The organism is Mesorhizobium sp. M0522, assembly GCF_040321085.1.
Lineage (GTDB): Bacteria > Pseudomonadota > Alphaproteobacteria > Rhizobiales > Rhizobiaceae > Mesorhizobium.
The window spans coordinates 1-24902 of the sequence record NZ_JAMYQW010000042.1 but is presented as its reverse complement, the minus strand read 5'-3'; the positions used below and the strand labels follow the sequence as shown (position 1 = coordinate 24902).

Annotated in this window: 11 protein-coding genes and 8 pseudogenes; 6 read left to right on the top strand and 13 right to left on the bottom strand. The window is 59.0% G+C overall.

Annotated features, from left to right (window positions below; translation table 11 throughout):
* Positions 1 to 43: 43 nt before the first annotated feature.
* The 6 genes and pseudogenes from glyA to NKI58_RS30115 all read right to left on the bottom strand — a co-directional run bounded on the left by glyA (position 44) and on the right by NKI58_RS30115 (position 7532).
* Positions 44 to 1340 (bottom strand): annotated as a pseudogene (gene glyA / locus NKI58_RS30145) (serine hydroxymethyltransferase).
* A 916-nt stretch (positions 1341 to 2256) separates the two neighbouring features.
* Positions 2257 to 3081: a hypothetical protein gene (locus tag NKI58_RS30135; RefSeq protein ID WP_352572134.1), complete on the bottom strand. Its 825-nt coding sequence runs from the start codon at positions 3079 to 3081 to the stop codon at positions 2257 to 2259.
* A gap of 231 nt (positions 3082 to 3312) precedes the next feature.
* Positions 3313 to 4212, bottom strand: a complete 900-nt coding sequence (locus NKI58_RS30130) for a hypothetical protein (RefSeq protein ID WP_352854158.1) — start codon at positions 4210 to 4212, stop codon at positions 3313 to 3315.
* Positions 4213 to 4227: 15 nt separating this feature from the next.
* Entirely contained in the window at positions 4228 to 5760 is a 1533-nt protein-coding gene (locus tag NKI58_RS30125; protein ID WP_352854155.1) for a Fic family protein, read from the bottom strand.
* 402 nt (positions 5761 to 6162) lie between these two features.
* Positions 6163 to 6372: pseudogene (locus NKI58_RS30120) on the bottom strand (bifunctional hydroxymethylpyrimidine kinase/phosphomethylpyrimidine kinase); the annotation flags it as partial.
* 14 nt (positions 6373 to 6386) lie between these two features.
* Positions 6387 to 7532, bottom strand: coding sequence for a porin (locus NKI58_RS30115; protein ID WP_023679692.1), 1146 nt, complete (start codon positions 7530 to 7532; stop codon positions 6387 to 6389).
* Positions 7533 to 8549: 1017 nt separating this feature from the next.
* Here NKI58_RS30115 and hemN point away from each other — a divergent pair.
* Entirely contained in the window at positions 8550 to 9992 is a 1443-nt protein-coding gene (gene hemN, locus NKI58_RS30110; RefSeq protein ID WP_352644016.1) for an oxygen-independent coproporphyrinogen III oxidase, read from the top strand.
* A 152-nt stretch (positions 9993 to 10144) separates the two neighbouring features.
* Positions 10145 to 10528 (top strand): isopentenyl transferase family protein, encoded by a 384-nt coding sequence (locus NKI58_RS30105; RefSeq protein ID WP_084641664.1) that lies wholly within the window; start codon positions 10145 to 10147, stop codon positions 10526 to 10528.
* Positions 10529 to 10534: 6 nt separating this feature from the next.
* On the opposite strand, the pseudogene NKI58_RS30100 reads toward NKI58_RS30105, so the two are convergent.
* From NKI58_RS30100 to NKI58_RS30085, 4 genes and pseudogenes are all read right to left on the bottom strand, one after another.
* Positions 10535 to 11076, bottom strand: a pseudogene (locus NKI58_RS30100) (transposase); the annotation flags it as partial.
* Between the two features lie 234 nt (positions 11077 to 11310).
* Positions 11311 to 11693 (bottom strand): annotated as a pseudogene (locus NKI58_RS30095) (PfkB family carbohydrate kinase); the annotation flags it as partial.
* Between the two features lie 189 nt (positions 11694 to 11882).
* Positions 11883 to 12074 (bottom strand): hypothetical protein, encoded by a 192-nt coding sequence (locus NKI58_RS30090; RefSeq protein WP_023679698.1) that lies wholly within the window; start codon positions 12072 to 12074, stop codon positions 11883 to 11885.
* Positions 12075 to 12586: 512 nt separating this feature from the next.
* Positions 12587 to 13774 (bottom strand): Fic family protein, encoded by a 1188-nt coding sequence (locus NKI58_RS30085; RefSeq protein WP_023679700.1) that lies wholly within the window; start codon positions 13772 to 13774, stop codon positions 12587 to 12589.
* Positions 13775 to 13923: 149 nt separating this feature from the next.
* Here NKI58_RS30085 and NKI58_RS30080 point away from each other — a divergent pair, with 149 nt between their 5' ends.
* Positions 13924 to 14082: a hypothetical protein gene (locus tag NKI58_RS30080; RefSeq protein ID WP_023679701.1), complete on the top strand. Its 159-nt coding sequence runs from the start codon at positions 13924 to 13926 to the stop codon at positions 14080 to 14082.
* Positions 14083 to 14961: 879 nt separating this feature from the next.
* Positions 14962 to 15567 (top strand): annotated as a pseudogene (locus NKI58_RS30075) (oxygen-independent coproporphyrinogen III oxidase); the annotation flags it as partial.
* 214 nt (positions 15568 to 15781) lie between these two features.
* Here the strand turns inward: NKI58_RS30075 and NKI58_RS30070 are convergent.
* From NKI58_RS30070 to NKI58_RS30060, 3 genes and pseudogenes are all read right to left on the bottom strand, one after another.
* Positions 15782 to 18316 carry a two-component system VirA-like sensor kinase gene (locus NKI58_RS30070; RefSeq protein ID WP_031212674.1) on the bottom strand — a complete coding sequence of 845 codons (2535 nt, stop codon included), beginning with the start codon at positions 18314 to 18316 and terminating at the stop codon, positions 15782 to 15784.
* A gap of 641 nt (positions 18317 to 18957) precedes the next feature.
* Positions 18958 to 19332 (bottom strand): annotated as a pseudogene (locus NKI58_RS30065) (type IV secretory system conjugative DNA transfer family protein); the annotation flags it as partial.
* A gap of 267 nt (positions 19333 to 19599) precedes the next feature.
* Positions 19600 to 19958: pseudogene (locus NKI58_RS30060) on the bottom strand (DDE-type integrase/transposase/recombinase); the annotation flags it as partial.
* Positions 19959 to 20465: 507 nt separating this feature from the next.
* On the opposite strand from NKI58_RS30060, the pseudogene NKI58_RS35650 reads away from it, so the two are divergent.
* Positions 20466 to 21001: pseudogene (locus tag NKI58_RS35650) on the top strand (aldehyde dehydrogenase family protein); the annotation flags it as partial.
* Positions 21002 to 21284: 283 nt separating this feature from the next.
* A partial coding sequence (locus tag NKI58_RS30050; RefSeq protein WP_352854154.1) for a Ulp1 family isopeptidase occupies positions 21285 to 24902 on the top strand: 3618 nt, incomplete at its 3' end.

The following is a 24902-nucleotide window of genomic DNA, read 5'->3' as shown; positions in this document are numbered from 1 at the left end:
CTTCGGGTGTTGGAGTTGTATGGGGCATTTTGCTTAGCCCACCTTACCTGTCGGGGATGCCCGGGACCTCGAACGCAGCGCACGAGTCGGCAACGTCTCTTCGCAGGGAGGCATGGAGATCTTCGTCGTCTGGCTCGCCAGAGGACGGAGTCAATGAAGCGAGCAATTTGCACGGTTTCCACATCGCGCATGCCCATTGACGTCACTGCTGGCGCCCCCAGGCGAATTCCGCTTGTGACCGCCGGATCCCGCGGGTCGCCAGGCACCATGTTAAAGTTTGTGATGATGCCTGCCTTTGCTAGCCGCTCGGCATAGGCCTTGCCGGATAGTGGTCGATCGCGCAGATCAAGGATCAGCATGTGATTGTCCGTCCCCCCGGTAACCAGGTCATAACCTCGCTCGATCAGTGCCTGTGCAAGAGCCTTGGCATTCTTGACGGTCTGTTGGCCGTAGCTTCGGAAGGACGGGTTCGCGGCTTCGTGCAAGGCAACTGCTAGCGCAGCGATGGCATTCATGTGGGGCCCGCCTTGCAGGTGAGGAAAGACCGCCCGGTCTATTCGTCTGGCGAGATTGTATTTGCTCTTTGTATGATACAGGGCCTGATAGCGATCTTCGTTCCTGGACAAAATGAAACCACCGCGGGGACCGCGGATCGATTTGTGGGAGGTGCTGCTGACCACGTCGCAATGGCGCACGGGATTCGGGTGCGCTCCCGCGGCAATCAGGCCGCTGATGTGCGCAATGTCGGCTACGAGATAGGAGTTCGCATCCAGGGCGATTTCTGCCATTGCCGCGTAGTCAAAGACATCCCGCTTGGCTGTCTCGTGCAAGCGGTCATAGTCAATCTGCTGTGTCTTTTCATCTAGTTCATAGGGGACGCGTTGATAGTCAGTTCCGGAAAAGTTGATGGCCCAACCATGAGTCAGATGGCCCCCTTCCGGAAGGGGCAAGCCCATGACTTTGTCACCGGGGCTCAAAAGCGCACGATAGACAGCCTGGTTGGCCGGCGAGCCGGAATAAGGCTGGACGTTGGCATGCTCGCTGCCAAATAGTGTTTTCAAGCGCTCAATGGCTAGATTCTCAAGCTCATCAACGATCTCATTTCCAGCGTAGTAGCGCGCACCGGGGTACCCCTCGGCGTACTTGTTCGTGAAAATCGAGCCGTTCGCTTCCAGCACGGCCGAGGACGCAAAGTTCTCTGAGGCGATGAGCTTAAGGGTCGTCCGCTCCTGCCGCTCCTGTCTTAGAAGCAGTTCGTGAACGCGGCAATCAACCGCGGCCAAGGAAGACTGCCCGTAGGTGTCGGGCTGTGCGATCGCGCCGTCGGCGGAGTTGTCCATGGTAGCTTCGCGCTCCAATTGGATGACCTATTTCACGGTCAAGCATGCGGTCCCCTTCGGCCGCGTGTCTCGTATCGCTTCGAGCCGTTGAAGGTCTCGTTTGTGATAGCCATCGCCGTGGGGCAGGAGATCAACCAACAATTGAACCAGCCCGCCGTCCTTACCTCCTGTTTTGAGATTGTACGAGCACCACGGACGTTGTTCGTTGCAGTAAAGAAAGTCGGCTCTGGCCAGCAGCCGAATGTGTCGTACAACGTGCTCACGACGCAGACCCAGAATCTCCGCTAGCTGGCAGACAGTTAGGTCCGCGTGCGCGCAAAGGCCTAGAATTCGAAGGCGATCTAAATGCGCTGCCGTCCGTAGGCGACTGACCAGTGTCAGCATTGGTCACGACCAAGCCACTTGGAAAGCCTGGGCACTCGTCCTACTGAATTTGTCATTTCGCGTTCTCCACAGATGTTGCAGCTTTCGAACCAAATAATATGGTTGCTTGTCCACCGTCCGGACAATCTCGGTGGCCGTGAAGATACTGTTTTGAGCCGATATGGCTGTGTCGAACAAACAAGATGGGCGCTCTTCTTGCCATTGCCTTTAGCCGAAATTGCACGCAGTTCGGCGGGTCGGAAAATAAGCCACGGTTCGGACCCCACTGACTCAAACGTTGCAATAAGCCTACCATTCACAGCGAACCGGAGTTGGTAAGAGTCTATGAATTTCCTTGAAGGATCTGTTGCAACGTTTGCGCAGCCCGGTCTTGCTCCCGGCTTGCACCGGTCAATCTCGTGCAGACTGACCGTGATGCAAAGATGACAAGGAAGGTTCGCTTTCAATCCGATCTTCTTCCTGGCCAAGTAGTTCGTAGTCTCATAACTGTGGCCTAGACAAAAGCTAGGCTAATCACCGAGGTATGATGTCGTTAGCGTGGTTGGGCCACCAGCAGGTCGACGCCAAGATCGACACGCGCAATTTCCCGCCCTACGAGAATGTCAGTGACTGCGCGCTCTCCCTCGGGCGGTCTGGCTGCGCCGTCTAGAATCTGAATGCGTCTCGCGCCGACCCGTTCAGCAATGAGCTGTTCGGCTTGCCGCATTGACGGCGAAGCAAGCTCAAGTACGTTTTCGCGCATCTCACGCGCCGCCTCGCCGACTTCCGCAAAACGCTTCTCGGCGAACTGCTCCTTAAAGAGCGCAGCGAGATCATCAAATGTTTGAACTTTGGTGGGCTTGGGTTTCGAGCAAAAATATCCAGTTGCCAGTCCAGGTTTATAGGCAAGGCTGTGCGCTTTGTCGTCTGGCAAGGGCCCAATATCCCCTGGTGAGACGAAAATGGACTGCCGTGCTACGGTTGCTCCATTATAAGAGCGGTCGAAATCGCTGATGTTTGCAATACAAGGAGCCGCATAGAAGACGTTTGACGGATAGCGCGCCTCAAGCCGAAGAAGCAGTTCATGCTGACGCGACACATCCCTGCGCATCATGGCAATCCGAAAAAATGGTATCGACAAACCGGGACAATGTCCGCTCGCAATCTCAAAGGCAGTTCCTCGCTTCATCAGCTCCGGAAGCTTGTACTGGAAAAACAGCGGAACCCCTGGGAAATTGATGCGGATGTCAAAGCCAGAATGCCCCTCCTGTATGAGGTTTGGAAAGACCGGCGCGCCTACAGGTGCGGCTGACGATGACCGGATAAGGTTTTCGGTGAAGGCATACCCAAATGAGAACTCCATGTAGCCCACCTTCATTCAATTCTGCTTTCGTGCTGAAGTTTATCCGGGCTCTTTGCCTGCAGCCGAGCAGACTCTATAACAAAAAAACTATGTATACTTGCGATAGTCTGAGTTGTCGATTCCTCGGATAGATATCTAAAGAGCTCACCCACTCTTCTGGCTGCTAGAATGGGAATGGGAAGCTTCTGGTTGATCTGGGTCGAGTTCCAGTTGATTTTGGTAAGCGAAAAAACCTCCTGCGCTATCTCAGCGATTCCCGGCCAGATCGCCGATAAGTTTCGGGCTTCGCGAACAGCGCCAGAGTGCGTAGCCGATATCTTCAACCGGGGCGGCGGCTTCTCCCTCGCCAGTGCCGAGCGCGATCACATGCGTTGCGCATTCGGCCAGCGCGCCGTCAAGGCGCCCCGCTTCCGTCGCGCTGCCGTAAAGGTCCAGGAACCACGCCAGCGAATAAGACCAGTCGGCAGGCAAGTCCTGCCCATTGTGATCCCTTGCGACGACGGCCACGACGGCGTTGCGGCCTTCGGGCGTGCGGGGCTCTATCCCAAGGATCGGGTATAATTTGGGTGTCGGCTGCTGAAGGATACGCGCCGGCACGAGCGACAGTGCTTTCTCCAGCGAGGGAGGAAAATCCTCCAGTTCTTCGGCCAGTTCGGCAGCTTCTCTCCTTCGTCCCTCGCGGCGCGCTTCTGCATATTCTGCCGCAACCACGGCAACGGTGCGCTGCGCCCGTTCAGCGGTGCTGGTGGCAATCAGCTCGGCCGGAATGTCACCATCCTTGATCGCCCAGTGCGTACGGTGCTGTTCGAACTGTTGAATGCCCAGCCGGTCCGCAATTCTCAACACCGCTGACCGGTCGAGAAAGGCATGTTTCGGATCGGGCTCGAAGGTGAAGGCCAGTTCGTGTCCGCGCCGAACGATATTGCGTATGCGGCTGTGCCGGACCACGCGCGCGTGCGGGCCTCCCGCCCCGACTTCGTACATCAACAGCGCCGGGATTTCCTCCAGCCGGCGCAATGTTTCAGGGCGCGCGAGGTCGATAGCCTCGGCCTCGGCGCCGCTATATTCCTTGAACCGGTCAATAGTTGACGTGAACGGCGGTGTTTCCCACCACTCGCCGTGGCCCGAGACAAGCAAGTTAAACATGGCACAGCACCGACCTCACGCCGCCTTCTCCATAGACCACTTCACCCGTTCGGCGAGAAAGGCGGCGAACGTTTTCACATTCATATTGCCGCTCGCCTCCTCCAGCCCTGCGAGGTAGGCCTTCCGGTCATCGACTCTGACGACTGTCCAGGGGTAACCGCCTGAAGCCAGCATCGCGTTCATGAGGAACCGCGCCATTCGTCCGTTGCCGTCCGGATAGGGGTGCACATAGCCCACAAGCCAATGCCCCAGCACGGCACGCACGGAGGCCTCCTTCTCCGACTCCAGCAGGTCGAACAGCTCATTCATACCATCGGCCACCGCTTCGGTACGCGGCGGCACGTGCTGCGAGCCGCGCAGGTACACAGGGTGATTGCGATATCCCGCAAGCGCGCTGGCTTTGAGGATGCCGGCGGTCACTGACGGCGCGAACAGCTCCCGGTACCACTCCCGGTGAGTGTCCCGCGTCAACGCGCCGGCTGGCTTGCCGTTGATGATCGCGGCAACAGAGTCTTTGACCTTCTGGAATGCGAGGTAGTAGCCACGCGCGGCAAGCGCATCCCGGTTCTTGCGGTCCTCTTCATCAATCTCCGGATTCCAGCTCCCCTCGCGCACCCGGTCGATGAGTTCCGGGGTGACGCTGTACCCTTCTATCGACAGCGAATGGTAGGCGTCGCTTTCGTAGATATCCTCGACGAACTTCATATAGGCGTCTTTGTCGGACGGCAGTCCGGGTGCCTTCGGGAATATCTCGATGATGGCTTCGCGCTGCGATTGCCAGATCGCGCGCAGGCGGGCGACCAACGGCGGTACGCCCGCCGCAATGGTTGTCACTCCAATTTGTCCCGCGAACGGATCGGATTCGCGCACGTCATAGCCGGCGGCTTTGAAGGCGGGCACGATTTCATCGGCAAAGGAGTCGCGTCCTACGCGACGGAAGGCCCCCGCAAGCCGTCCCGCCACGGCGGAATGGCCGCCATCAAGCAGCAGGGCCAGAACGGTTGATACGTCGCGCACCGACGCCATGGCGATCTGCATCTCGATAGGGGCGCGCTGGAAGAACGCTTCCGGCACCCGGGTAAGGGCGGCCTCGACAGTGAACACGCGCTGGCCGTTTTTCTCTGTCAGTTCGGCCGGCATCTCCTTGACCTTGAGGTCATAGAGCGAAGTGCCGAACAGCAGGTCGATTTTGTTATTCGTGCCTTTGGGGGTGTTCACCACCACCTGAGGCGGAATAGTGGGCGCTTCCGCGTGCAGAAGCAGCGACTGCTCCGGTGAGAGGAACCAGTCCTTGCCGAACCGGTCATTGCAGTAAAGGGAGCAGAACTCCCAGAAGCTCGCGTACCAAGGGGTGGTGTCTTGCTGCCGTGCCTGCGGGCCGGTCGACATGAGCCAGCCTTTGATAACATCGCGCAGGAACCCGTTCTGCAGCAGCCGCTCCCGGTGGACGCGGGTCAGCTCATCTGATTTGAATATGCGCCGCCCACCCTCCTGCAGCTCTTTGAGGACGGCCAGTGATACAGCGAGTTTTTCATGGGGCTTGGCCATGGCCGTGCCTTTGCAAGTTTTTAGAGCTGTGCGACTCCAAGTATATAGTGCTGATAGGCGACAAGTCAATGATGCTGTGGAGTTGCAAGTTTTTTTAGTCGGGCGATAACAAGTTTTTTATGCGACAATCGGCAAATGCGATCGTTTCCATAGCCGCGCGAAGGATCGTTACCCGGATGGGCCGAGACCCAGCTCCCCCGCAGGCTACGCAGGGGCTCGGGGCGAGCCTAGAGCCTGGCCCTCCGAAGCGCTTCGAAGGAGGACGCGCCTCTTTGAAAAACTCGCCCGTTGTGCATCGTGGGTACCCGTAAACGCGAATTCTCAAAGGAAAGACGCTCCTTACCTCTCCCTCCCGCCACGATCATCACGGCCGCGCCCGCGCTCACTACGCCGCGACGCCCGCGAGATCGCTGCACGCATCTGATCGGCCACCAGACCGGGTTGCAGATGAAGGATGTCCGTGACGCTGTCGTGTGTTTGCACCGTCACCGCAGTGACGGCAAGGCAGCTGCGCACGCCCATGGAGGAGAGCGTCTCGATATCGCGCGCGATTCCGGCACCCCCACTGGAGTCCGATCCGCCGACGACAAGTACATGCGATGCCTGCCTCAGCGCCCTTTCATCCGTTAGAATGAGCGTTCGAAACGCAGCATTCCGCCGACACTGCTCTTCTTGTTGGCGTTGGTCCAATTCATGTTGGAAGCGCCGTCCACCTTGCCGACGGCGAAGTTACCGTATCGGCCATAGTCGAGTTCCGCCGTAACTGTGAAATCTGGAAGAAACGCATACGCGACGTTTGCAGCGACACCATGGTTCTTGAGCTGATTACCGGAGAGCTGAAGGTTGAACGAAGTTGTCTCGTTGAGTTTGTAAGTGGCGCCAGCCCAGAAAGCCCAGTTCCCGCCCCAACTCTTATAGAAGCCGCGACCATGAGCGTCGATGGCGTTCGTGGAGTCGTCGTTGAGCTTGCCGTTGGAACCGTAGCCGAGCATTCCGAACAGCAACAGTTCGTTGGTGACATTGATGTCGACACGGACCTTGGCGGCCACCGATTCGTAGTTGCTATCATAAGCGGCAACGCCGGTGATCGCGCCCCAGCCATGTGTGTATTTCAAGCCGCCGACTACGTGCGGTGCGTAGCTGTCGATTGTGCCGACCACGCCCGAGCCTTCTTCGAGCGAAACCACGGCCGAAAAGCCGTTCCCGGCGTCGAAGTAGTACTGAACCACATTGGTATCGAAAGAGCCGTACGGAACCGGCGTCTGGTTGAGTACGTCACCCGCGCCGCCAATAAACATGTCGAAGGCCGACCAGTCCTTACCAACTCGGAGGCCACCAAGCTGAATCCAGGCGAAAGTCAAGGTGCTGTCTCCGTTGAAGGCATAGGACCGAGAACTGTCCGAAACCGAAGTGTGGCGGTTGCCGAAGTTCATGCGGGTTTCGGTGTAGGTCTTCAACGTGCCGAGTTCGGTCTCCTGGCCGGTCCAAGTTTTCAATGTGAAGCGCGTGTTGTTTTGCCATGTGCCCTGATGCTCACCAGTCCTCACATCCGAGGTTCTTGCGTGATCAAACAATCCGACGTTGTAACGGACAGAGCCGCCGATTCGCAGGCAGGTCTCGGTGCCTGAAATGTAGACGTAGCCCGAGCCGTAGACGTTGCAGATCTTGACGTACTCAGTCGGGTCAGGCTCGGCGGCGGTGGTGACGGCGCGAGCGTTGGAAACGGCAATCAGTGCCGCAGTTGAGCCGAGGAGGAGGCTCCTAATGGTCATTGTCGATCTCCGCTTTAATAATAAAGTGATGGACACGAGTGATTCTGAGAACAACTTTGAAACGCGCGCAGTTGTGCTGGGCCGTCAGCTAAGCCCTGAAGGAAGGACCAGAATGTACTCTGGTCATTGTTGTAAAATATTTGGTTTTAGCTGCCGATAACGTAATTATCGCCGAAATGGAGGTGTGCAAAGTTTTGTACAATCATCACAGTCAACTCAGCTGGTAGAGGTAGGCGTCACAAACGGTCCTGCATTCGACCGCAAATGACGTGCCAGCCTGACGACCAGCTGCGGCTTGAAGCTCAATTGTGCGGGCGGACCTTGGTTCGCACTTCCTTGTTTTTGCCTTGCGGATCCACCCAAGCACGAACGGAAAACGTTTCGGCTACGGTTCGACTGTTCGCTTCGCGACAGTTTCGTTCATGGGGAGAGCATTGTTTGTGGTGAGCCCGACGTTGAGGCATCATGCGGCGGGACCGCTCGGCACGACGCCGTCATTTTGGCGAGCTGATGGTCGACAACTACGCGCTGCAGCCTTGCATCAAAGCCAGTAGGGCGCCTGCCTTGGCATTGCGGCGGACAGGACTGTCGCGCCGAGCAGGTTCTCGTCCTGAAAGCGGCGCGCCACAGCTAATGCATCTTGCCAGCAATTCAAACAACGAGCTCATCGACATGGCAGAGTTCACTAAGGGGGCCGGCACTATCTGGCGAGCAAAATCTGGTCCCAAGCCCGTATGTCTCGCCCATTGCGGCAGCTGCGCTCAGTAGAATCTCCGAGGCGCAGGTGAAGGGAAGGGATGGGATAGTCGAACAAAAGGGGCGCGTGAGGGTTCTGACGGATCACCATCATCAGTCGGTGACCAGGTGCTCAGACCATCGCTGTCCAGCCTAAGACTGAACGGCGCCCATTGCTAAAAAGATCTAGATTCGAGCCCAAACGGAACGGACTGACATAGCGCAAGGACCCAGGGGGGCGCGGTGGGTAGGGTTGGTTGTTATCAGTATGGGATTGTGCCTTTGCAGACCACGAAATTTCGAGAGGCCCGGCTGCCTTGGTACACTATCTATCCGGCTGTGTCGGAGTTCTCCGGGGCGGTCGGCGCCGAGGCTTATGAGGCATGGCTCAGGAACCTGCCGGCTGAGGATCCGGTGTCACTCTATCTGCACGTTCCGTTCTGCCGATCAGCCTGCTGGTATTGCGGCTTCCCAACCACCATCACCCGCCATGATGCGCCCATCCTCAACTATCTGGCGGCGCTGCGTGACGAGATCCGTCTGGTTTGCGAGCGAGTGCCGAAGACGCTGCCCGTGAGCGACATACATTTCGGCGGCGGAACGCCGTCTCTCATCGGACCAGCCGAGTTCCTCGCTCTGATGGAGTTCCTGCGATGCCGCTTCGCCATCTCGAAAACAGCTACGGTCGCCATCGAGATCGATCCACGCACGCTCACGCCCGAGATGGCGGAAGGCTTGGGAGCGGCCGGCGTGAACCGCGCGAGCCTGGGCGTACAGAGCTTCGATCCCATTGTTCAAAAAGCGATCAACCGAATCCAGAGCGAGGCCCAGACGTCGGCTGCCGTGGAAATGCTGCGCCGGCATGGAGTAAACCGGATCAACTTCGACCTCATCTACGGCCTGCCGCGTCAAACGGTGGAGTCGTGCGTCGAGACGGCGAGGGCAGCGGTCGCCATGCGCCCCGACCGGCTTGCCTTGTTCGGCTACTCGCATATCCCATCCCAAATAAAGAACCAGCGCCTCATCGAGGCGGAATTTCTTCCCCACAGCGCTGCCCGCGCTGAACAGCATGCGGCTGTCGCCGTGACGCTGGTTGCCGCCGGCTACCGAGAGATCGGGCTCGACCATTTCGCCTTGCCGCACGACGAGCTCGCGCTGGCACAGGAAACAGGTCGCTTGCGACGTAACTCGTTGGGCTACTCTGCCGATACCTGCAGAACCCTGATCGGTTTCGGCGCGTCGGCTATCGGCCGCATCGGCCAGGGGTACGTTCAAAACGAAGTTACACGGGATTTCTACATCCGGCACATCGCAGCTGGCCGACTGGCGACATCGAAGGGCCATCGCCTCACAGACGACGACCGCCTGCGAGCCGCAATCATCGAGCGATTAATGTGCGATTTCGAGGCTGACGTGCCGGCAATCTGTGTCGCCCACGGATCTGATCCGATCCGTCTTCGCGGTTCAGATGAGCGTTTGGCGATGCTGGCCAAGGACGGAATAGTGGACTTCGAAAACGGTTTTGTCCGCGTACGGCGGGAGCATCGCTTTGGGGTTCGCGCTGTCGCTGCCGCATTCGATGCTTTTAGGGATGGCCTTACGTATCCCGCAGGTGAGGGCAAGCACACAACACGGAAGCTAACACAGGGAGTATCTTTTGCCGGAGAGAACGAGTTGCCATCGTGCGGTGCCCGGTTAGTGAAGCGCCGTAAAATGTCGACATAGGCGAGGTGAACTGGACCGAACGACGAGAACAGCCTATCCAGTTTCTTGTCGGCAGTTAGTTCGAAAAACAAGGGCTTCTAAGCGGTAAACACATGCTAATCCATTTGATTTACGGGCCGACCTGCAGCGGCAAGACAGACGTTTCAATTTAAATTGCACGAGAGACCGGACGGCCGGTCATTGCGTTGGATCGTGTACAATGCTGTCCTCAAATCGCTACGGGCAGCGAGCGTGCCTCGGATTCCGAACTGCAATCTACCCAGCGGGTTTACTTGGATACGCCCCCTAACCGCGGGCACATCCACGCCGTGACTACCCGTCGTAAGCTGATCATGCACGTGGATGAGCTTAGATCTCAGCCTGGGCTCACTCGCAGCCGGCTCGATCTCCCTTCTCAATTCACATGGCGCGAGTCAGCATCGGGCTGGCGCTTTCAGTGGCATGTAAGGCGGTGGCGGCTCGGCAACTCCGATGCCTTTGTAGAGAGAGCAAAGCGGGTTGTGTGCGTCAAGTTCTGCAAAATGGGGCGGCCATGATGCTGGTCATGCGGCTTGGCGCAGAGCGAGCTTCTTGTGCTCGCGCAGGTCGTCCATGTTGATGTATCGGTTGGCCTCCATCCAGTTTTCATTGGTCTCGACGGCCAAGGCCCTGACCAGGCGCAGGCAGCTTTCGGTATTGGGGAAGATGCGCACGACATAGGTGCGCCGGCGGATTTCCTCGTTGAGCCGCTCCAGCGTGTTGGTGGATTTGAGATGCTTGTGGTGCTGTCTCGGCAGCCTGAAGAAGGTCAGGGTTTGTTCGATGGCATCCTCGGCCCAGCCTGTCAGACCGGATAGCGGGCCGACCATTTGGCAAGCCATGCGGCAAGATCAGCCCTGGCCTCTGCGAGATCGCGCCGGTCGTAGAGCCAGCGCAATTCCTGCAGGCAGTCGTCGCCGTGCTTCCTCGGCAGATGATCGAGCGCGTTCCTGAGGAAGTGCACGTAGCAGCGTTGCCAGGCGGCTTCGGGGATCACCTCGCCGATCGCTGCCACCAGGCCGGCATGATCGTCGGACACGTCCAACCCGATGCCCTTGCTTTGACGGCAGCGCTGGCGGTCTTAACTTCAGTCTTGGTCATGGTGGCGTTCCTTCGCGGGAATCAGGTGACGTGAACAATCACCAGCCTGCCATGACCGCCCCCTCTCAGCGAATTTGCAGAACTCTCAGCACACTACCCCGACGTACTCACCCGGATAGTCCCGGCGATCCAGACGACCTGCTGCTGCCGTGCCTGAGCGGATCAGCTCGACGAACTCGTCGCGGTAGGGGTCGACTCAAAACGAATACGACAGCGTCATCGACACTTCGCGCCCAGCGGCATGCGCCAGCCGCGCGGTCTGCCGGATCGCTTGCTTGGCGCGCGGCGGGTCCCCCAGATAGCCCTCGAAATAAGTGACCTTGGTGCCCGAAGCCTTGTCCCGTTCGACATCGTCGGGGCCGAGTTCGAAGCAGGCGCCGAGATAAGCGCTCGCCATCGGGCGTGACGAAGATCATCGAGCATGCCGTCGGTGGTTGTCCCACTAGCGGTTCGGTGTCGAAGGCGACGCCCTGGGCGTGGATGTCGTGGGCGTAGATCTCGCCGAGAGGTCGTTCCACACCTGCCGAAGAAGGCGGCGCGCCCGCCGAAGCTGCCTACGCCGGCGGCGGTGTTGCCGGCGCTGCATTGCCGATGCAAAGAACGTCATAGTCCGGCGTCAATGTCTCCGCTTGGGAATCCGCCGGCCTTCTTACCACGCCGGCCGGCGCGGGTCTGGCAAGTGGGCTTTCCTTTTGCCAATGCGTTCTCCCGGCCCTCACGGGGCGGCGAGTCCCTGCCACCTGAGGCTACATGGCAGCCGTGGAGATGACCTCAGCAGCGGCGCCCGATCGGAAACCTTAGCACCTCCGCGCTTTGGCGTGGCTGCTTGAACTCTTCGACGGCAACCGCCTCAATTAGCAGATCCAAGGCTTCGCGGCCCCTTTGACTCATCGGGTCATCCCCACAAAGGTAGTCATACGCTCGATCTAAATGCCCTCGGGCGGCGGAAAAATCGCTTGTCATATCATAGGACCCTCTCTATCCGCCCGCATTGCCGTTTACGAGGTGAAGGTAGTGCAATCGTCAATATATACAGACAAATTTGAATTAAATCGGTGATGATCATAGAGGTCGAGTCCCCGACCTGATAGCGCCATCGAGCCCGCCGACGACCACTCGCTGGCGCTCACGGGCGCGGCGCTGAGTGGCCTGCCGCACATGCACAAGTCCTTCAACCTGCCGCCGCTTCCCGTCATATTCGCGGCGCGGCCATTTCACTATCTGGATGGTCTGCCGGCCGGCGGACAACGCGCCTGGCCCAGGAACTCGACGCCCTGATCCGCTCGCCGAGCCGATCATGGGCGCCGGCGGCATGCTGGTGCCACAGGAGGATTATTTTCCAAAGGTTCAGGCGGTGCTGCGCAAACACGACATCCTCATGCTGTCGACGAGGTGGTCTGCGGCTTCGGGCGATCCGGCGACAATCTTTCCGGTTCCGAGGAGAAGTGGCTTAAGATCGTGAGCGCCCTATGCTTTTAGGTTTCCGGAAAAAGCTTCGGAAACAGCGCGTCCAGAGCGTCCGCCGGAAAGCGTAGGGACACTGGGCCCTTTGGCGTTTCCGACGCCAATAGTCCGAGCGCGATTACGTCATTGAACAGTCGACGCGCCGTACGTTCGGGTAGTCCGCTAATACGGGATGCCTCGCCGCGGTCAAACTCACCGCGCGTGAGCGCTTCCTCCACGAGGCGGCCGGCTTCGGGCTTCAGACCACTGCGCTCCACATGGCGATACAGCCGCTTGGCCAACGTGTCGAGATCGAACAGTCCGGTCATGAAGCTCACCTGATCGATACACGCCTGCAGGAACCATAAGGTAAAATCGCCGAGCGCGCGTTCGGAGAGGTTGCCACGTCCGTCGAGATCACCCTGGCGGGGCATATCGGCATGATCCATCATGCTCTTGTAATCCATTCGGCTTTTCACGCCACGTGCCAAGCCTCGTGAGATCGACCACAGCCCGTGCGCGGCGATCCCGGCCTGATGGGCCATGGCGTGGCTCATCAATCGGCTGACGCGTCCGTTGCCGTCCGGAAACGGGTGAATGTAGTTGAAGCGGTGATGCGCGGCAGGAATGGTCAGGATGCGTCCGGCCTTGCCCAGCTTATCGAAGCGATAACGCATGGCAAAGTATTGCATGAAATCGTTGACGCGATCGCTCGAAGGCGGTTCATGCCGGCCGATGGCGACGTCATGCTCTGGCTTCGATCGCCACTCACCTGGCGCCATGACGAACTCACGGCCGGCACCCTTGATGGTCAGCATGGGCGCTTCGGCATCGCGATAGAATTCCGCGTGCAGCCATCGAAGAAAACCTACCGATGCTGGTTCCGGCAACTGCCCATCGGCAGCCAGGCGGTCGATCTCGGCTTGCAGGCGAACGTGCGCGGCCGCCTCGAGCTGCAGATTGCGGCGGTTCTCGTCTCGATCGAAGTTTCCGACCAGCGCCCGTTCGATGTCGCGCGGGCGCGTATCGTGGCCTTCGATCAGGTTGCTGTAGTAGGTGTTCATGATGCGCACGAGATCGGCTAGGTTGGCTGCGGTACGCGAGTGCAGGCTTTTGCCCAAAACAGCCGACGTCGCCGACAGCTCTACCAGCGCATCCGAGATAGTTTCGGATACATCGGGTAGGCGTGCCGGTTCGATGCGCTGTACGCTCTCTTCCATATCGGCCGATCTTGGGTTCCGCCAAATGCGTGATTATAAACATAAATTTTCAGTTGACCAGATTGTTTGGCCGATCTTCTGGCCGATCGTCGGCATGCGGACTTGCGGGCCTCGGCACTGCCACCGCTGCCAAGCTTGGACACAAATCGATGCTGCCGATGATGATCATGGCCGATGTTCGGCAGGCCTATCGCACTGACAACTATGCACAAACCGTAATTGGGGGAGCCATCTGGCCGATGCTTTGGCCGATCTATGACGATCGGCCGGACTCAGACAGGTTCGAGGTGGAAAACAGGCAGCTTTAAACATGGTTCTGCCTCGGCCAGCGCAAGATTCGCCTGGAGCTTCGCTTATGCTGTGTGAGCTTGTTCTCTCGCGCCCGGTCCATTTGTCATTTTTAAGTGCGTCGGACTGCCAGTTGATCGCGTTCTGACCCGACTGGGAGTTCAAGTTTGACCTGAAACTGACTGGGTGCTGGATGGCAGGCTTCATCCCCACCGGTCTGATATGACACAACGTCCCGGCCCCGAGGCTAGGCTGCAATCTCGTATGGCTTCTATGCGCCGTTCTCTTGGAGCGTGTTGCGGGCTTGGTCTGCTCAACCTCGGAGCTCAACGCTTCACGGCGTTAGGATGAGCGTTCGAGGCGCAGGATTACTGCCGACACTGCTCTTCTTGTTCGCATTGGGCAGTTCCCGTTGGAAGCTTCCATCTTGCCGACTGCTGAGTTTGGAGTCGCCGTAGCTGTGAAATCGAAAAGAAGCCCATGGGCAACGTTTGCCGCGACGCTACTGAGAGCTGGTCACCGGGAGAGCCGAAGGTAGAACGAAGTTGTCTCGTTGAGCTTGTATGTGGCGCCAGCATAGAAGGCCCAGTTCCCACCCCAAGGCTTATACAAACCGCCACCGTTAGCGCCGATCGCGTTCATGGCCTCGTCCTTTTGGCAGAGATCACCACGGTCGCTAGCTGGCGAGCAAAGTCCGTCCCAGTGCTGCATTATCTCGTCGGATCCGGCAAGCTGGCAGAATTTCCCAGGCGGAGCTGACGGGGAGGGATGGTGGGAATAAAACGGTGCGCGTGAGGTCTCGGCGGGAACAGCCAAGACATCTAAGCGGAACGGACTGGCATAACGCAAAGACACAGGCGAGCTCAGCGGCAAGGTGGTTTGTTATCACCATGGGACGCCTGCCGCGTCAAACGGTGGAGTAGTGGGTCGAGACGGCGAGGGCAGCGGTCGCCATGCGCCCCGACCGGCTTGCCTTGTTCGGCTACTCGCATATCCCATCCCAAATAAAGAACCAGCGCCTCATCGAGGCGAAATTTCTTCCCCACATCGCTGCCCGCGCTGAACAGCATGCGGCTGCCGCCGTGACGCTGGTTGCCGCCGGCTACCGAGAGATCGGGCTCGACCATTTCGCCTTGCCGCACGACGAGCTCGCGCTGGCACAGGAAACAGGTCGCCTGCGACGTAACTCGTTGGGCTCTGCCGATACCTGCAGAACCCTGATCGGTTTCGGCGCGTCGGCTATCGGCCGCATCGGCCAGGGGTACGTTCAAAACGAAGTTACACGGGATTTCTACATCCGGCACATCGCAGCTGGCCGACTGGCGACATCGAAGGGCCATCGCCTCACAGACGACGACCGCGTGCGAGCCGCAATCATCGAGCGATTAATGTGCGATTTCGAGGCTGACGTGCCGGCAATCTGTGTCGCCCACGGATCTGATCCGATCCGTCTTCGCGGTTCAGATGAGCGTTTGGCGATGCTGGCCAAGGACGGAATAGTGGATCGTGTCCCGCGGCGTGGTGTAGCTGGCGGCACGGCGGCAGGTTTGCCGTGGTCGGGGAGCCCTTCCTTGGGCGGAAGCCGACGACAGTGTTCGAGGGGAACTCGCCATGAGCCGGGTGCCCAGAGATCGTCCGACGCTCTTGTATTTGCTGGTTCCCAGCCGGCTCCGCCTCCGATTGCCTCGGTAGCTCGGTAGCCTGAGCGCGTCGGCGGCATCATGCCATTATCATCCTACGAATTGCATGCTCCATCGTCCTGGACGAGACCGGTTTGGCTAGCCAAAGGACGAAGGTCTGATTACCAGATGTGATCGGCATGGGGTCGCTTCCACCAACGACGATGATGGGCACCGTCATCAGGGTGGTACGTACGGCTTCGGGCTGTCCTGGCCCGAGGAAAGTCGCTTGATCGAAAATTAGGAGGTCGGCTGCCTTCCCGCTCTCGATCCAGTCGCAAAGACTTTCGAAGGTCGCGAAGCCGACAGGCTTATAACCAAGCGCGGCGATCTTATCGTTGTAGATCTCCAACGCTGCTGGATCGGGCTCCACGACTGCAATGATTTCTCCATTGCCAAGTGATCCATCGTATGGACCGGAAGCGCTATCAGCTCTGACCTGCTCCTCAGCGCAGGCCGGTAAGTAGAGATCGAAGCGTGTACCTCGGCCAACAGCCGAGGTGACGTCAAGGCATCCTGCGAGCGCGCTCACATGGCGGTCCACTGCAGCAAGACCCAGTCCGGTCCCGCCGACGCGAGAGCGCGTGGTAAAAAAGGGCTCAAAGATGTGCGGAAGCACCGAACTTGCGATTCCTTGGCCATCGTCGCTGATGGAGAGGAGAACGTAATCTCCCGGTTTCAAGGTGCCCTTAGCCACGGGCTTCGTTTGACAGACGTGAGCGCGAGAAACGCTAATCTCGACACGGCCCTCATTCAAGAGAGCCTCCGACGCGTTCTTGCATAGATTCATAAGGATCTGCTGTATCTCGGTCGGGCTGCCCTCGATCACCGTTTGCCACTCGTTGATCTTGAAGTTCAACTGAACATCCGCACGAAGTGTAACCCGCAGCAATGGCGCGAGATCCATTACACTCTCCGAGACGTCGAAAGGCATCGTCACGCGCTTCCGATTTCGGCTTAGTGACAAAATTTGATCAATAATCAGCTTGGCTCGGTTGCTGGCCAAGATAATTTGGCCGATGTGGCCCCGAATTCTCGAGGGGCGGCGCACAAGACCTTTAGCCATCTCTGCGTAGCCGACTATTGCTCCTAGAACATTATTGAATTCATGTGTAACGCCGCTTGCGATTGTGCCGACAGCCGTCAGCCTTTCCGCATGCTCCCATCGACTCTCAAAAAGGTTACGTTCCGTGTGTACACGTTGCATTTCAAGATGGTTGCCTAAACGCACAGTAGCGCTCGCCAGAACCAGGAGGTCGTCTGTGGAGGGTGGTGAGCGATCTCCTTCAAAAACAAGGATACAAACCGCAGCCTGCTGATCGGAGGCCCTGCACCCAACAATTTGACAAACACCGGTAGTGCCTACGGCAGTCCGAACCACTTCCGACGCCGGAACGACGCGAAACACTGGCTGTTCCGGGTGTACAAGTGAGACGACTTCATGGATTAGCGTGGCGTTCCAGACGCGCATGCGCTTGTTCGCGACAAAGTACTCGGTATTCCTGCTGATACTCGGATCCACCAGAGCAAGCGCGCATTGATCCGCATCGAAAACGCATTGAATGAGTCTAAGCGCTGCTTCGGTGGAGAAGCGCCGCGAAGCCTTCGTTGCTTGACTGTCGATGAAGCAAGCTTCGATCTCACTCATTGCCGCTTCAAGCTCTAACCGCCTTTCCAACCGGTTCGTCCGCACATGCAGCGTGGAGGCTCGAATGGTCGCAAACAAGCAGAGGCATATGGACACCAAGCCAAAGAAAAGTCGTGTACGCTGCGCTTGCGCGCTGGCGAAGCTGTAGGCTTTCAGATGTTCTCGCTCCAATTCGGCAGCCTTGGCGAACGTGTCGAAGGATGGGATCCGATTGACAGCGCGGTCCAACCTCAACATTGAGGACAGGATAGCGCGGCCCTCGCGGGCCACATCCTCCGTGACTTGGTCCTGGCTAGGAGGAAGTCGGCCGAGAGACTGATCGATTTGTAATGCGAGGCTGAATCCCGGTCTGGCCGAAAATTGAAGGATCAGATTGGAAAATTCAGGCCTGTTCGACACTCCCCCCCGAAGGCGATTAGCCGAGCGAGCAAAGCGTACGAGAGAGCTTTGCAGAAGCTCATTTTGCGCGGCCGAGGCCGAGATGGCAGCTTCTGTGTTTTCGAGGGACTTTTTGAGCTGTGCAAGCAACCTGGAGTGCACCCCGGAGCTCTCATTGGGCGAAATCTCAACAAGGCGTTGGTAGTTTTGAAGGTTCCTTTTTAATGCTTGCCCGGTAGAAGCAACGGAACGGAAGTCCAATACCATGTCGGCGCGGGCGACGTCTCGCTGGAGCAATGCGTAGTTGATCTGAATCGTCCGCAGTTCGCTTAGGACCGCCTCGTTGATCTGGGGGTCTTGCCACTGTATCGCGACCAAGAGCGCAACCGAGGCCACTAGGGCCATTACAGAAGCTTTGTCGGTACTGAGCCATTTTTCCCAAACGAACGGCGTTTGATCCGCGGTGCGTGCCTTGCGAAGGTCCGATTTGAATTCTAGCTCCCCATCGCGTCGGTGTGCGGCCGGATGCTGCTGGAACAGGAAAGCCAAGTGTACCTCTCCCCTCAAATAGGCGGTGTAGACACCGTTGCACTCTGCCCCCATGGCCCGCTGACCTTCCATTGATTCGCGGGCGTTTCGACCTCGACGGCGAGGCGGCAGCACAAGGCGGGCAACTGATCGCAGTTTTCGGAACTGGTCTTCCGAGAGATCATCGAAGGGGCATACAAGCGCACGCCTGCAGCAGCCGAGGATGATACCGGTCGGTCAAACGCAACTGGCGAGGGCCGGATCTGCTGTTGGCTGGCAGCTAACACTGGCGAGGCGGCGGCCTCAACTCCGGCGTGCCTAGAGCCGGCTGCTGCGAAAGCGTCCGACACGCTTCCCTTGGGGTCATCCCGTCCAGCGGGCATCCTTGGATCGCTGAAAAAAGACGAGGCGGCTTGATGATCCTGCCCTCGCTGAAGCACCTCGCGAAACCCCTGTTCCAGTCGCAGAAGCTCCTCTGGACCGGTAGGCGGCTCGTCAGCTCGACCATCGAACAGCGGCCGGAGCGCCTCGGACACGTGTTGCTCAAAGCCCACTCGCCGGGCCTGGACCGCTTGCCCGTCTTCCAAGCCGGCGTCCTGCACCTGCGACAAAGCTGTTACACGGGATGGATTACTATTTCGCGGGTTCATACTAGCCTCACATCAAACTGTATCGTCAAAGTCCTGCGCCAATCCACGCAGCGGCTCATCGAGTTGATTCTGTGGAGAGCCCCCCGTCTGCTTTCGTCAAGGGCGTCGGCTCCGGGAGGGCGCCTGTCTGGCTTTCAAAGATGCGTTTCAGAATGCGATCCGAAAAATATCGCACCTTCCTCAATTTTAATGGTGGCAGACCTTGATGAGAACGATTTCGTACTCGTCATTGAGCAGCCGCACCTGTTCGGGACGCAACAGCGGTGCACCTTGATGTGAATTCTGAACGTTCCAATCGAACGTTCGCGCCTGGCTGTAGGAAATCGATTGGGCTTGAAATGTGAATCCACCGATAGCTTTGGAAATGTAGTTCGGAGTCTCGTCATCTACCTCGATGTTCCTAGAAGCGCGCCGGCAGCCCGGGCGGGGGGCTTGGGGTTAGACTGCCAGCGCACGCCACTCATAAAGAGCGGCCTCTTTTCGCGGTTCGGACACCCATAGTCAACCCGGCAACGTCTGGATGCCCGCTGTGCTTTTTGCAGAGCGGCGATGCCGGGCATATCGGCCGATCCTGTCTAGGATGGTGTGGCCACTCTCGTCGGCCGAGTTGATGCTCCAGCCAGTATCGCCTTGCCGACCAGCATGAGTTCGCCGTTAGCAATCCATCGTTGCGGGCGTTCCAGTCACGGCCTTCCATTCGGCGATGGCTTGCAAGCGATGAACATGTATGGCGAGAGCAGAACGTTTGGGGCGGGGGACGAAGAGGTTGCGGAGGGCTGACAAGGTCGAGACGAAGCGTTGCAGGCCTCCCGGCGATCGGACCCCTGCATCATCCGCTCCCGTTTTCGCGGCGGCACATGGGAATTCTCCGCTCTGTTGTTCAACCCCTTGTGCGACCGGTGCTCGACGTCCGGCATCATCTGTCGCTTTGCCGCTCCATACGAGCGAAGCTAGTCGGTGATCATGCGCTTCGGCGCGAGCCCCTGCTTCTTCCACAGCCGCGTCAGCAAGCGCAACCTCTCGCAGGGTGCGCTCTCAGAGTTCGTTCCTGCGCAGCGGCCTTGTTATCTCGATACTGGATAAGCGTCTACGAACCTACGCGCCGCATAACGAGCTTTGTTGCGCTGGTCGGTTGCGAAGGGTGGCTCTATGCATCGCAGTGGCGGACGCGAAATCCTCACCATCCTTCTGCATCGCGCTATTTGGCTTGCCGAAAACCCAATTTCGCCGGCACGCTGCCGCTGAATACGATGATCATCTCGCATTCTTGCTATGGAGACTGTCGTCCTTCCTGGGCACGCGGCTGACGGCGACGAAAGCGGGTTTATTCATGCAACACCCCTTTTTGGCAGGCAAGCTGGTGGACTTCGGGATGTCGGGGGCGAATATAGCGAAGACTCCCGCCGCTCGCTGATGCATTCTGGACGCAACCGCATCGAGCCGATGTGTTCGAGACGCTTCGCGGCTGCAGTCGCCGAACGATGGCGTGGTTATGCGACCTGTTCGGCATGGCTACCCCCGTCCAGTCAGGCGTTCACGAAGGTGTTTGTCGAGAGTTCGTGGAGAAAGTCCGCCACTTATCGTTGGCGAGGGCTTTGCTCCGGAGTGGCGATCGGTGCGCTGATCGACAGGCAGGCTCTGGCCAAAATCGAATCCCATGCCGTCGCGAAAGGCCGCAGAATTCGATGCGGGGGCAAACGCATCGCGCGAATGGCACGTCGAACTATCGGTCCTGTCTCCAGCGAGATGACCATCGCGCAAGAAAGAGACATTCGGGCGGCTGGCGCCTGTGATTGCTTCGACGATGCGGATAGGTCGTGCATGAGGCCAACGACACGATCTACGGCCTTCCCCCACATTTGTGCCTCAAACGGAAGCGTGTTTGGCGTGTCGCCGAGGCCTTGGAATATGGCATAGTGGTATGAACACGGGACGCATGTCGTCGGAAGCCGCGCCTTTCGGCCGAGTGAAGCAGTCCGGCATCGGGCGGGAGGGTTCCCGCCATTGCCTCGAGGACTACCTCGAAATGAAATACCTCTGCACGGGCGGCATCTGAAGCATGGGCTTGCAGGGCTCGCAGACCGGTAAACCAGCGAGCCATCTCCAAATATGTGAATTGTGGATTGCTCCTCGACGGGAGCTGAGGGGCGGCTCCGCAAGCCTTACGACGCTCTTTGCGAGCCGTAGCTGCCGAGCTGGCAAAAGGCTGGGCTACGTCGCGCCAGCGCAATCGGCGCGCAGAAAATTAGGCCTACCCGCTCCGGGACCGCGGACCTCGTCAGCTTCTCGTAAGTATGCCCGAGTAGGTTGCTCAGCTGATCTGTGGACGTGAGGCTAGCGTGAACCGGCACAAATTTGACCTATCCAATGTAACAGGTTGGCGGCAGGTGCAGCCCCCGGCATCTCAAGAGCAAGCGGCACAGGCCGGGCAAGAGGGCTTTGAGCAGCGCTCGGGCGAGGCGCGCCAAGCCGCTGCCCAAATTCCCGCCCCCGCCGTTCCGGCTCTGCCAGACCCGTTCCATCCTCATCCGTCTCAGGGAGACCTGAGCCTCATCGAAGGCGCGGCCCCATGGGAAGCGCAGCCCATGATGCAAGGGAGCGGACAAGAACACGCCGCGGCGCCGTACGCCGGAGGCAGTGGGTCGATGCTAGGTGCCTCGGTGCTGCAGCCGGGTCACTCAACGGCGCGCCATCATCATGCGCCGGATTCGTCAGTGGGTGATCTGAATCCTTCCGCACCGTTCGAGTTGCGTGACCATGCTCGTTCCCCCGTGCCGGCGGCGGTGCAGCCAGATCCTCCAGTAGTGGTCTCCGACGGTCGCGGCTGCAAGCGTCCTCTTTATTCCAACGATGCGACCGTTGTCGAAGGGCTGAGGTCACTCTACGCGGGTAAGGCCAAGGAGGAAACGGTCAAGCGCCATGTAAATTCTCTTTACGGCTTTGGTCGTTGGCTCTTTAAAAATAACAAGCCGGGATTTGCTGCTCGGCTTCACGAGAAGTCGCTGGATGAAGATCTCAAGGAGTACGAGAGCAGTGGTGGCTCCTCGACTGTGGCTGTGGCACTGCGTCGTCTCAGAGAGTCGGCGGGCGGAGTGCCAATGGTGGGCCGCGCTGTCCTGAATCCCGACCCTGCCGACGCCGCGCTCATCAGAGATTACAAAGCGGCTCTCATCAAAGAGTACAAGGGAGCGCCTGCGACCGGGCCGAATCGCCAAACCATTCACGACTATGGAGCTACTCTTAGACGTTTCAGTGAATACCTGCATAAAAACAAAAAGCCGGGGATTGCGGCTCGGCTTCACGAGGAGTCGCTGGATGAAGATGCCAAGCGCTATAAGGACTCCAGTGGTGACCGGAGGATCATTGCACTAGCTCAACTCCGGAAGTTCCTGCCGTCCGCCGCACTCGGGCGCGAAATTGCCCTTGCTGCTCGTCCGGAAGACGCAGTCGGCATGGAGGCTCGTGCCATTGGGGACGCCGCTGCGCAGCACAGCGGGCCGCAGAAGGCATTGGGTCGGCCAGAGAAGCTCCCTGGGGAAGCTAATGAAGACGCCGCTGTTCTGCCATCGTCTTTCGTACCAACTGGGCACCATCACCAAGCCTCGGATCCCGCAGAGTCCTTTCGTCCCCTGATCTGGCGCGACGGCGACCAGCGCGCGCCGGACGAGCGGATCGCTGCACAGGACAGGAGCAACCTGCTACCAAGCGAGGAGGTGCCACTGAGGCCACCGGAATTCGCTCCGCCCAGCTTGCGGGCGGGGAATTCCGCCTCGCCAGAGCTCTTTCCTGAGGGGATGTCCCCCGCGGTCGAAGGGTTTTTTGGTGTTTTCGGCGACCCCAGCGGGCGGGTGCTCGGCGCATTGCAATTGCTAGGCGACGAACATATCCACAGGGATTACCAGCTCCTGGAGCAGGAGTTGCAGGGGAACAATCCAGATCTCGCCGCCCGGACGCGGTTCGTGGATCCCCTCGTAGCCAATTATCATCTGCGCTTGGGCTCCGAGAGCGACAAGCTAAGCGCATTCCAGCGCATCGTCCATAATCAGAACGGTAACGACACAGCCGACTTCCTGTTCGTGCCAGTGAGCGATGGCGGTAAGACTCTTGCGGAGCGCGGCAAACATTGGTCGCTGCTGTTCGTTGATCGCAGCGACCGGGAACGGCCGGTTGCCTATCATTATGACTCCGTCAGCGGATGGCATGACAAGCTTGCAAAACACCTCGCAGAAAGGCTGGGCGCCAGCCTGGAGACCCGCGTGGACTTACCCCGCATCGCCCAGCAGAGCAACGAGTGGGATTGCGGAGTCTACGTGGTGGACGGCACGCGGGCGCTGGTTGGGCGATTGCAAAGATGGCAGCCAGACCTGCCAGACCTGCCAGACCTGAACCTCAACAACCTCGTCGTCAATCGGCAGGCACTACAAACCCGACTCATGGGTGACGATACATCTGGAACGGCAAATTATCTCACGAACTTTGAACTCATGGACCGACAGGCGCGAGACGCGGTTAAGGAAAGCCCCGTTGGGACGTTTCACCAGCGGATCAAGCGGCTCGGCCAGTCAGCGCGAGCGTTGCACGACAGAGCCCTGGCTCCAGTCGCGCCGGACCAAGGCAACCCAGACTCGGTGTTCGTACGGGACGTTATTCCCGGGGAAACACGCCATCATCATGCGCCGGATTCGTCAGTGGTTGATCTGAATCCCCCCGCACCGTTCGAGTTGCGTGACCATGCTCGTTCTATGCCGGCGGCGGTGCAGCCAGATCCTCCAGTAGTGGTCTCCGGTCGCGACAAGCGTCCTCTTTATTCCAACGATGCGACCGTTGTCGAAGGGCTGCGGTCAGCACTCTATGCCGGTAAGGTCGGGGAGCGCACGGTCACGGACCATGTAAATTCTCTTCTCGGCTTTGGTCGTTGGCTCTTTGATAATAACAAGCCGGGATTTGCTGCTCGGCTTGACGATCCGTTGCTGGATCAGGATCTCAAGGAGTACCAGCGCGAGAGTGGCTCCTCGAACGTGGCTAGAGCACTGGGTCGTCTCAAAGAGTCGGCGGGCGGAGCGCCAATGGTGGGCCGCGCTGCCCTGAATCCCGACCCTGTCGACGCCGAGCTCATCAGAGATTACAAAGCGGCTCTCATCAAAAAGTACGAGGCAGAGCCTGCGACCGGGCCGAATCCCAAAACCACTCAGGACTATGCGGCTACTCTTAGACGTTTCAGTCAATACCTGCATGAAAACAACAGGCCGGGGATTGCGGCTCGGCTTTACGAGGGGTCGCTGGATGAAGATGCCAGGCGTTATTTGGACTCCAGTGGCAACCGGTGGATCAGTGCACTAGCTCATCTCCGGAAGTTCCCGCCGTACGCCGCACTCGGGCGCGAAATTGCCCTTGCTGCTCGTCCGGAAGACGCAGTCGGCATGGAGGCTCGTGCCATTGGGGACGCCGCTGCGCAGCACAGCGGGCCGCAGAAGGCATTGGGTCGGCCAGAGTATCTCCCTGGGAAAGCTAAGCAGCTGAGCGAGATCGGCAATTCAGGCGCTCGCGTGCTGATGCAGGCCCCCACCCATCATGTGGATACATCGCCATGGGAGGCGCAACTCAGGAGCGGACAAGAACACGCCGCGGCGCCGTACGCCGGAGGCAGTGGGTCGATGCTGGGTGCCTCGGTGCTGCAGCCGGATCACTCAACGGCGCGCCATCATCATGCGCCGGATTCGTCAGTGGTTGATCTGAATCCCCCCTCACCGTCCGAGTTGCGTGACCCTGCTCGTTCTGTGCCGGCGGCGCCTGCCGGGCCAGCGTTCGCCAGGGCTGACGAGACGCCCTCCGCGGTTGGCGAGGCCGCGGTGGCCGAAAGGCTGGCTCGGTTGCAAAAGCAGACGGTCGACGCTGATTTGTCGGGATATTTCGACTCGATTCCGCACGCGGACCTTCTACGATCGCCATGGGAGGCG

Excerpts from the sequence above, each read along its gene's own strand:
- NKI58_RS30125 (WP_352854155.1), bottom strand. The coding sequence starts at position 5,760 with ATGGCCAAGCCCCATGAAAAACTCGCTGTATCACTGGCCGTCCTCAAA.
- NKI58_RS30090 (WP_023679698.1), bottom strand. The coding sequence starts at position 12,074 with ATGACAAGCGATTTTTCCGCCGCCCGAGGGCATTTAGATCGAGCGTAT.
- NKI58_RS30130 (WP_352854158.1), bottom strand. The coding sequence starts at position 4,212 with ATGTTTAACTTGCTTGTCTCGGGCCACGGCGAGTGGTGGGAAACACCG.
- NKI58_RS30080 (WP_023679701.1), top strand. The coding sequence starts at position 13,924 with ATGCTGCCGATGATGATCATGGCCGATGTTCGGCAGGCCTATCGCACT.
- NKI58_RS30135 (WP_352572134.1), bottom strand. The coding sequence starts at position 3,081 with ATGAAGGTGGGCTACATGGAGTTCTCATTTGGGTATGCCTTCACCGAA.
- NKI58_RS30085 (WP_023679700.1), bottom strand. The coding sequence starts at position 13,774 with ATGGAAGAGAGCGTACAGCGCATCGAACCGGCACGCCTACCCGATGTA.
- NKI58_RS30115 (WP_023679692.1), bottom strand. The coding sequence starts at position 7,532 with ATGACCATTAGGAGCCTCCTCCTCGGCTCAACTGCGGCACTGATTGCC.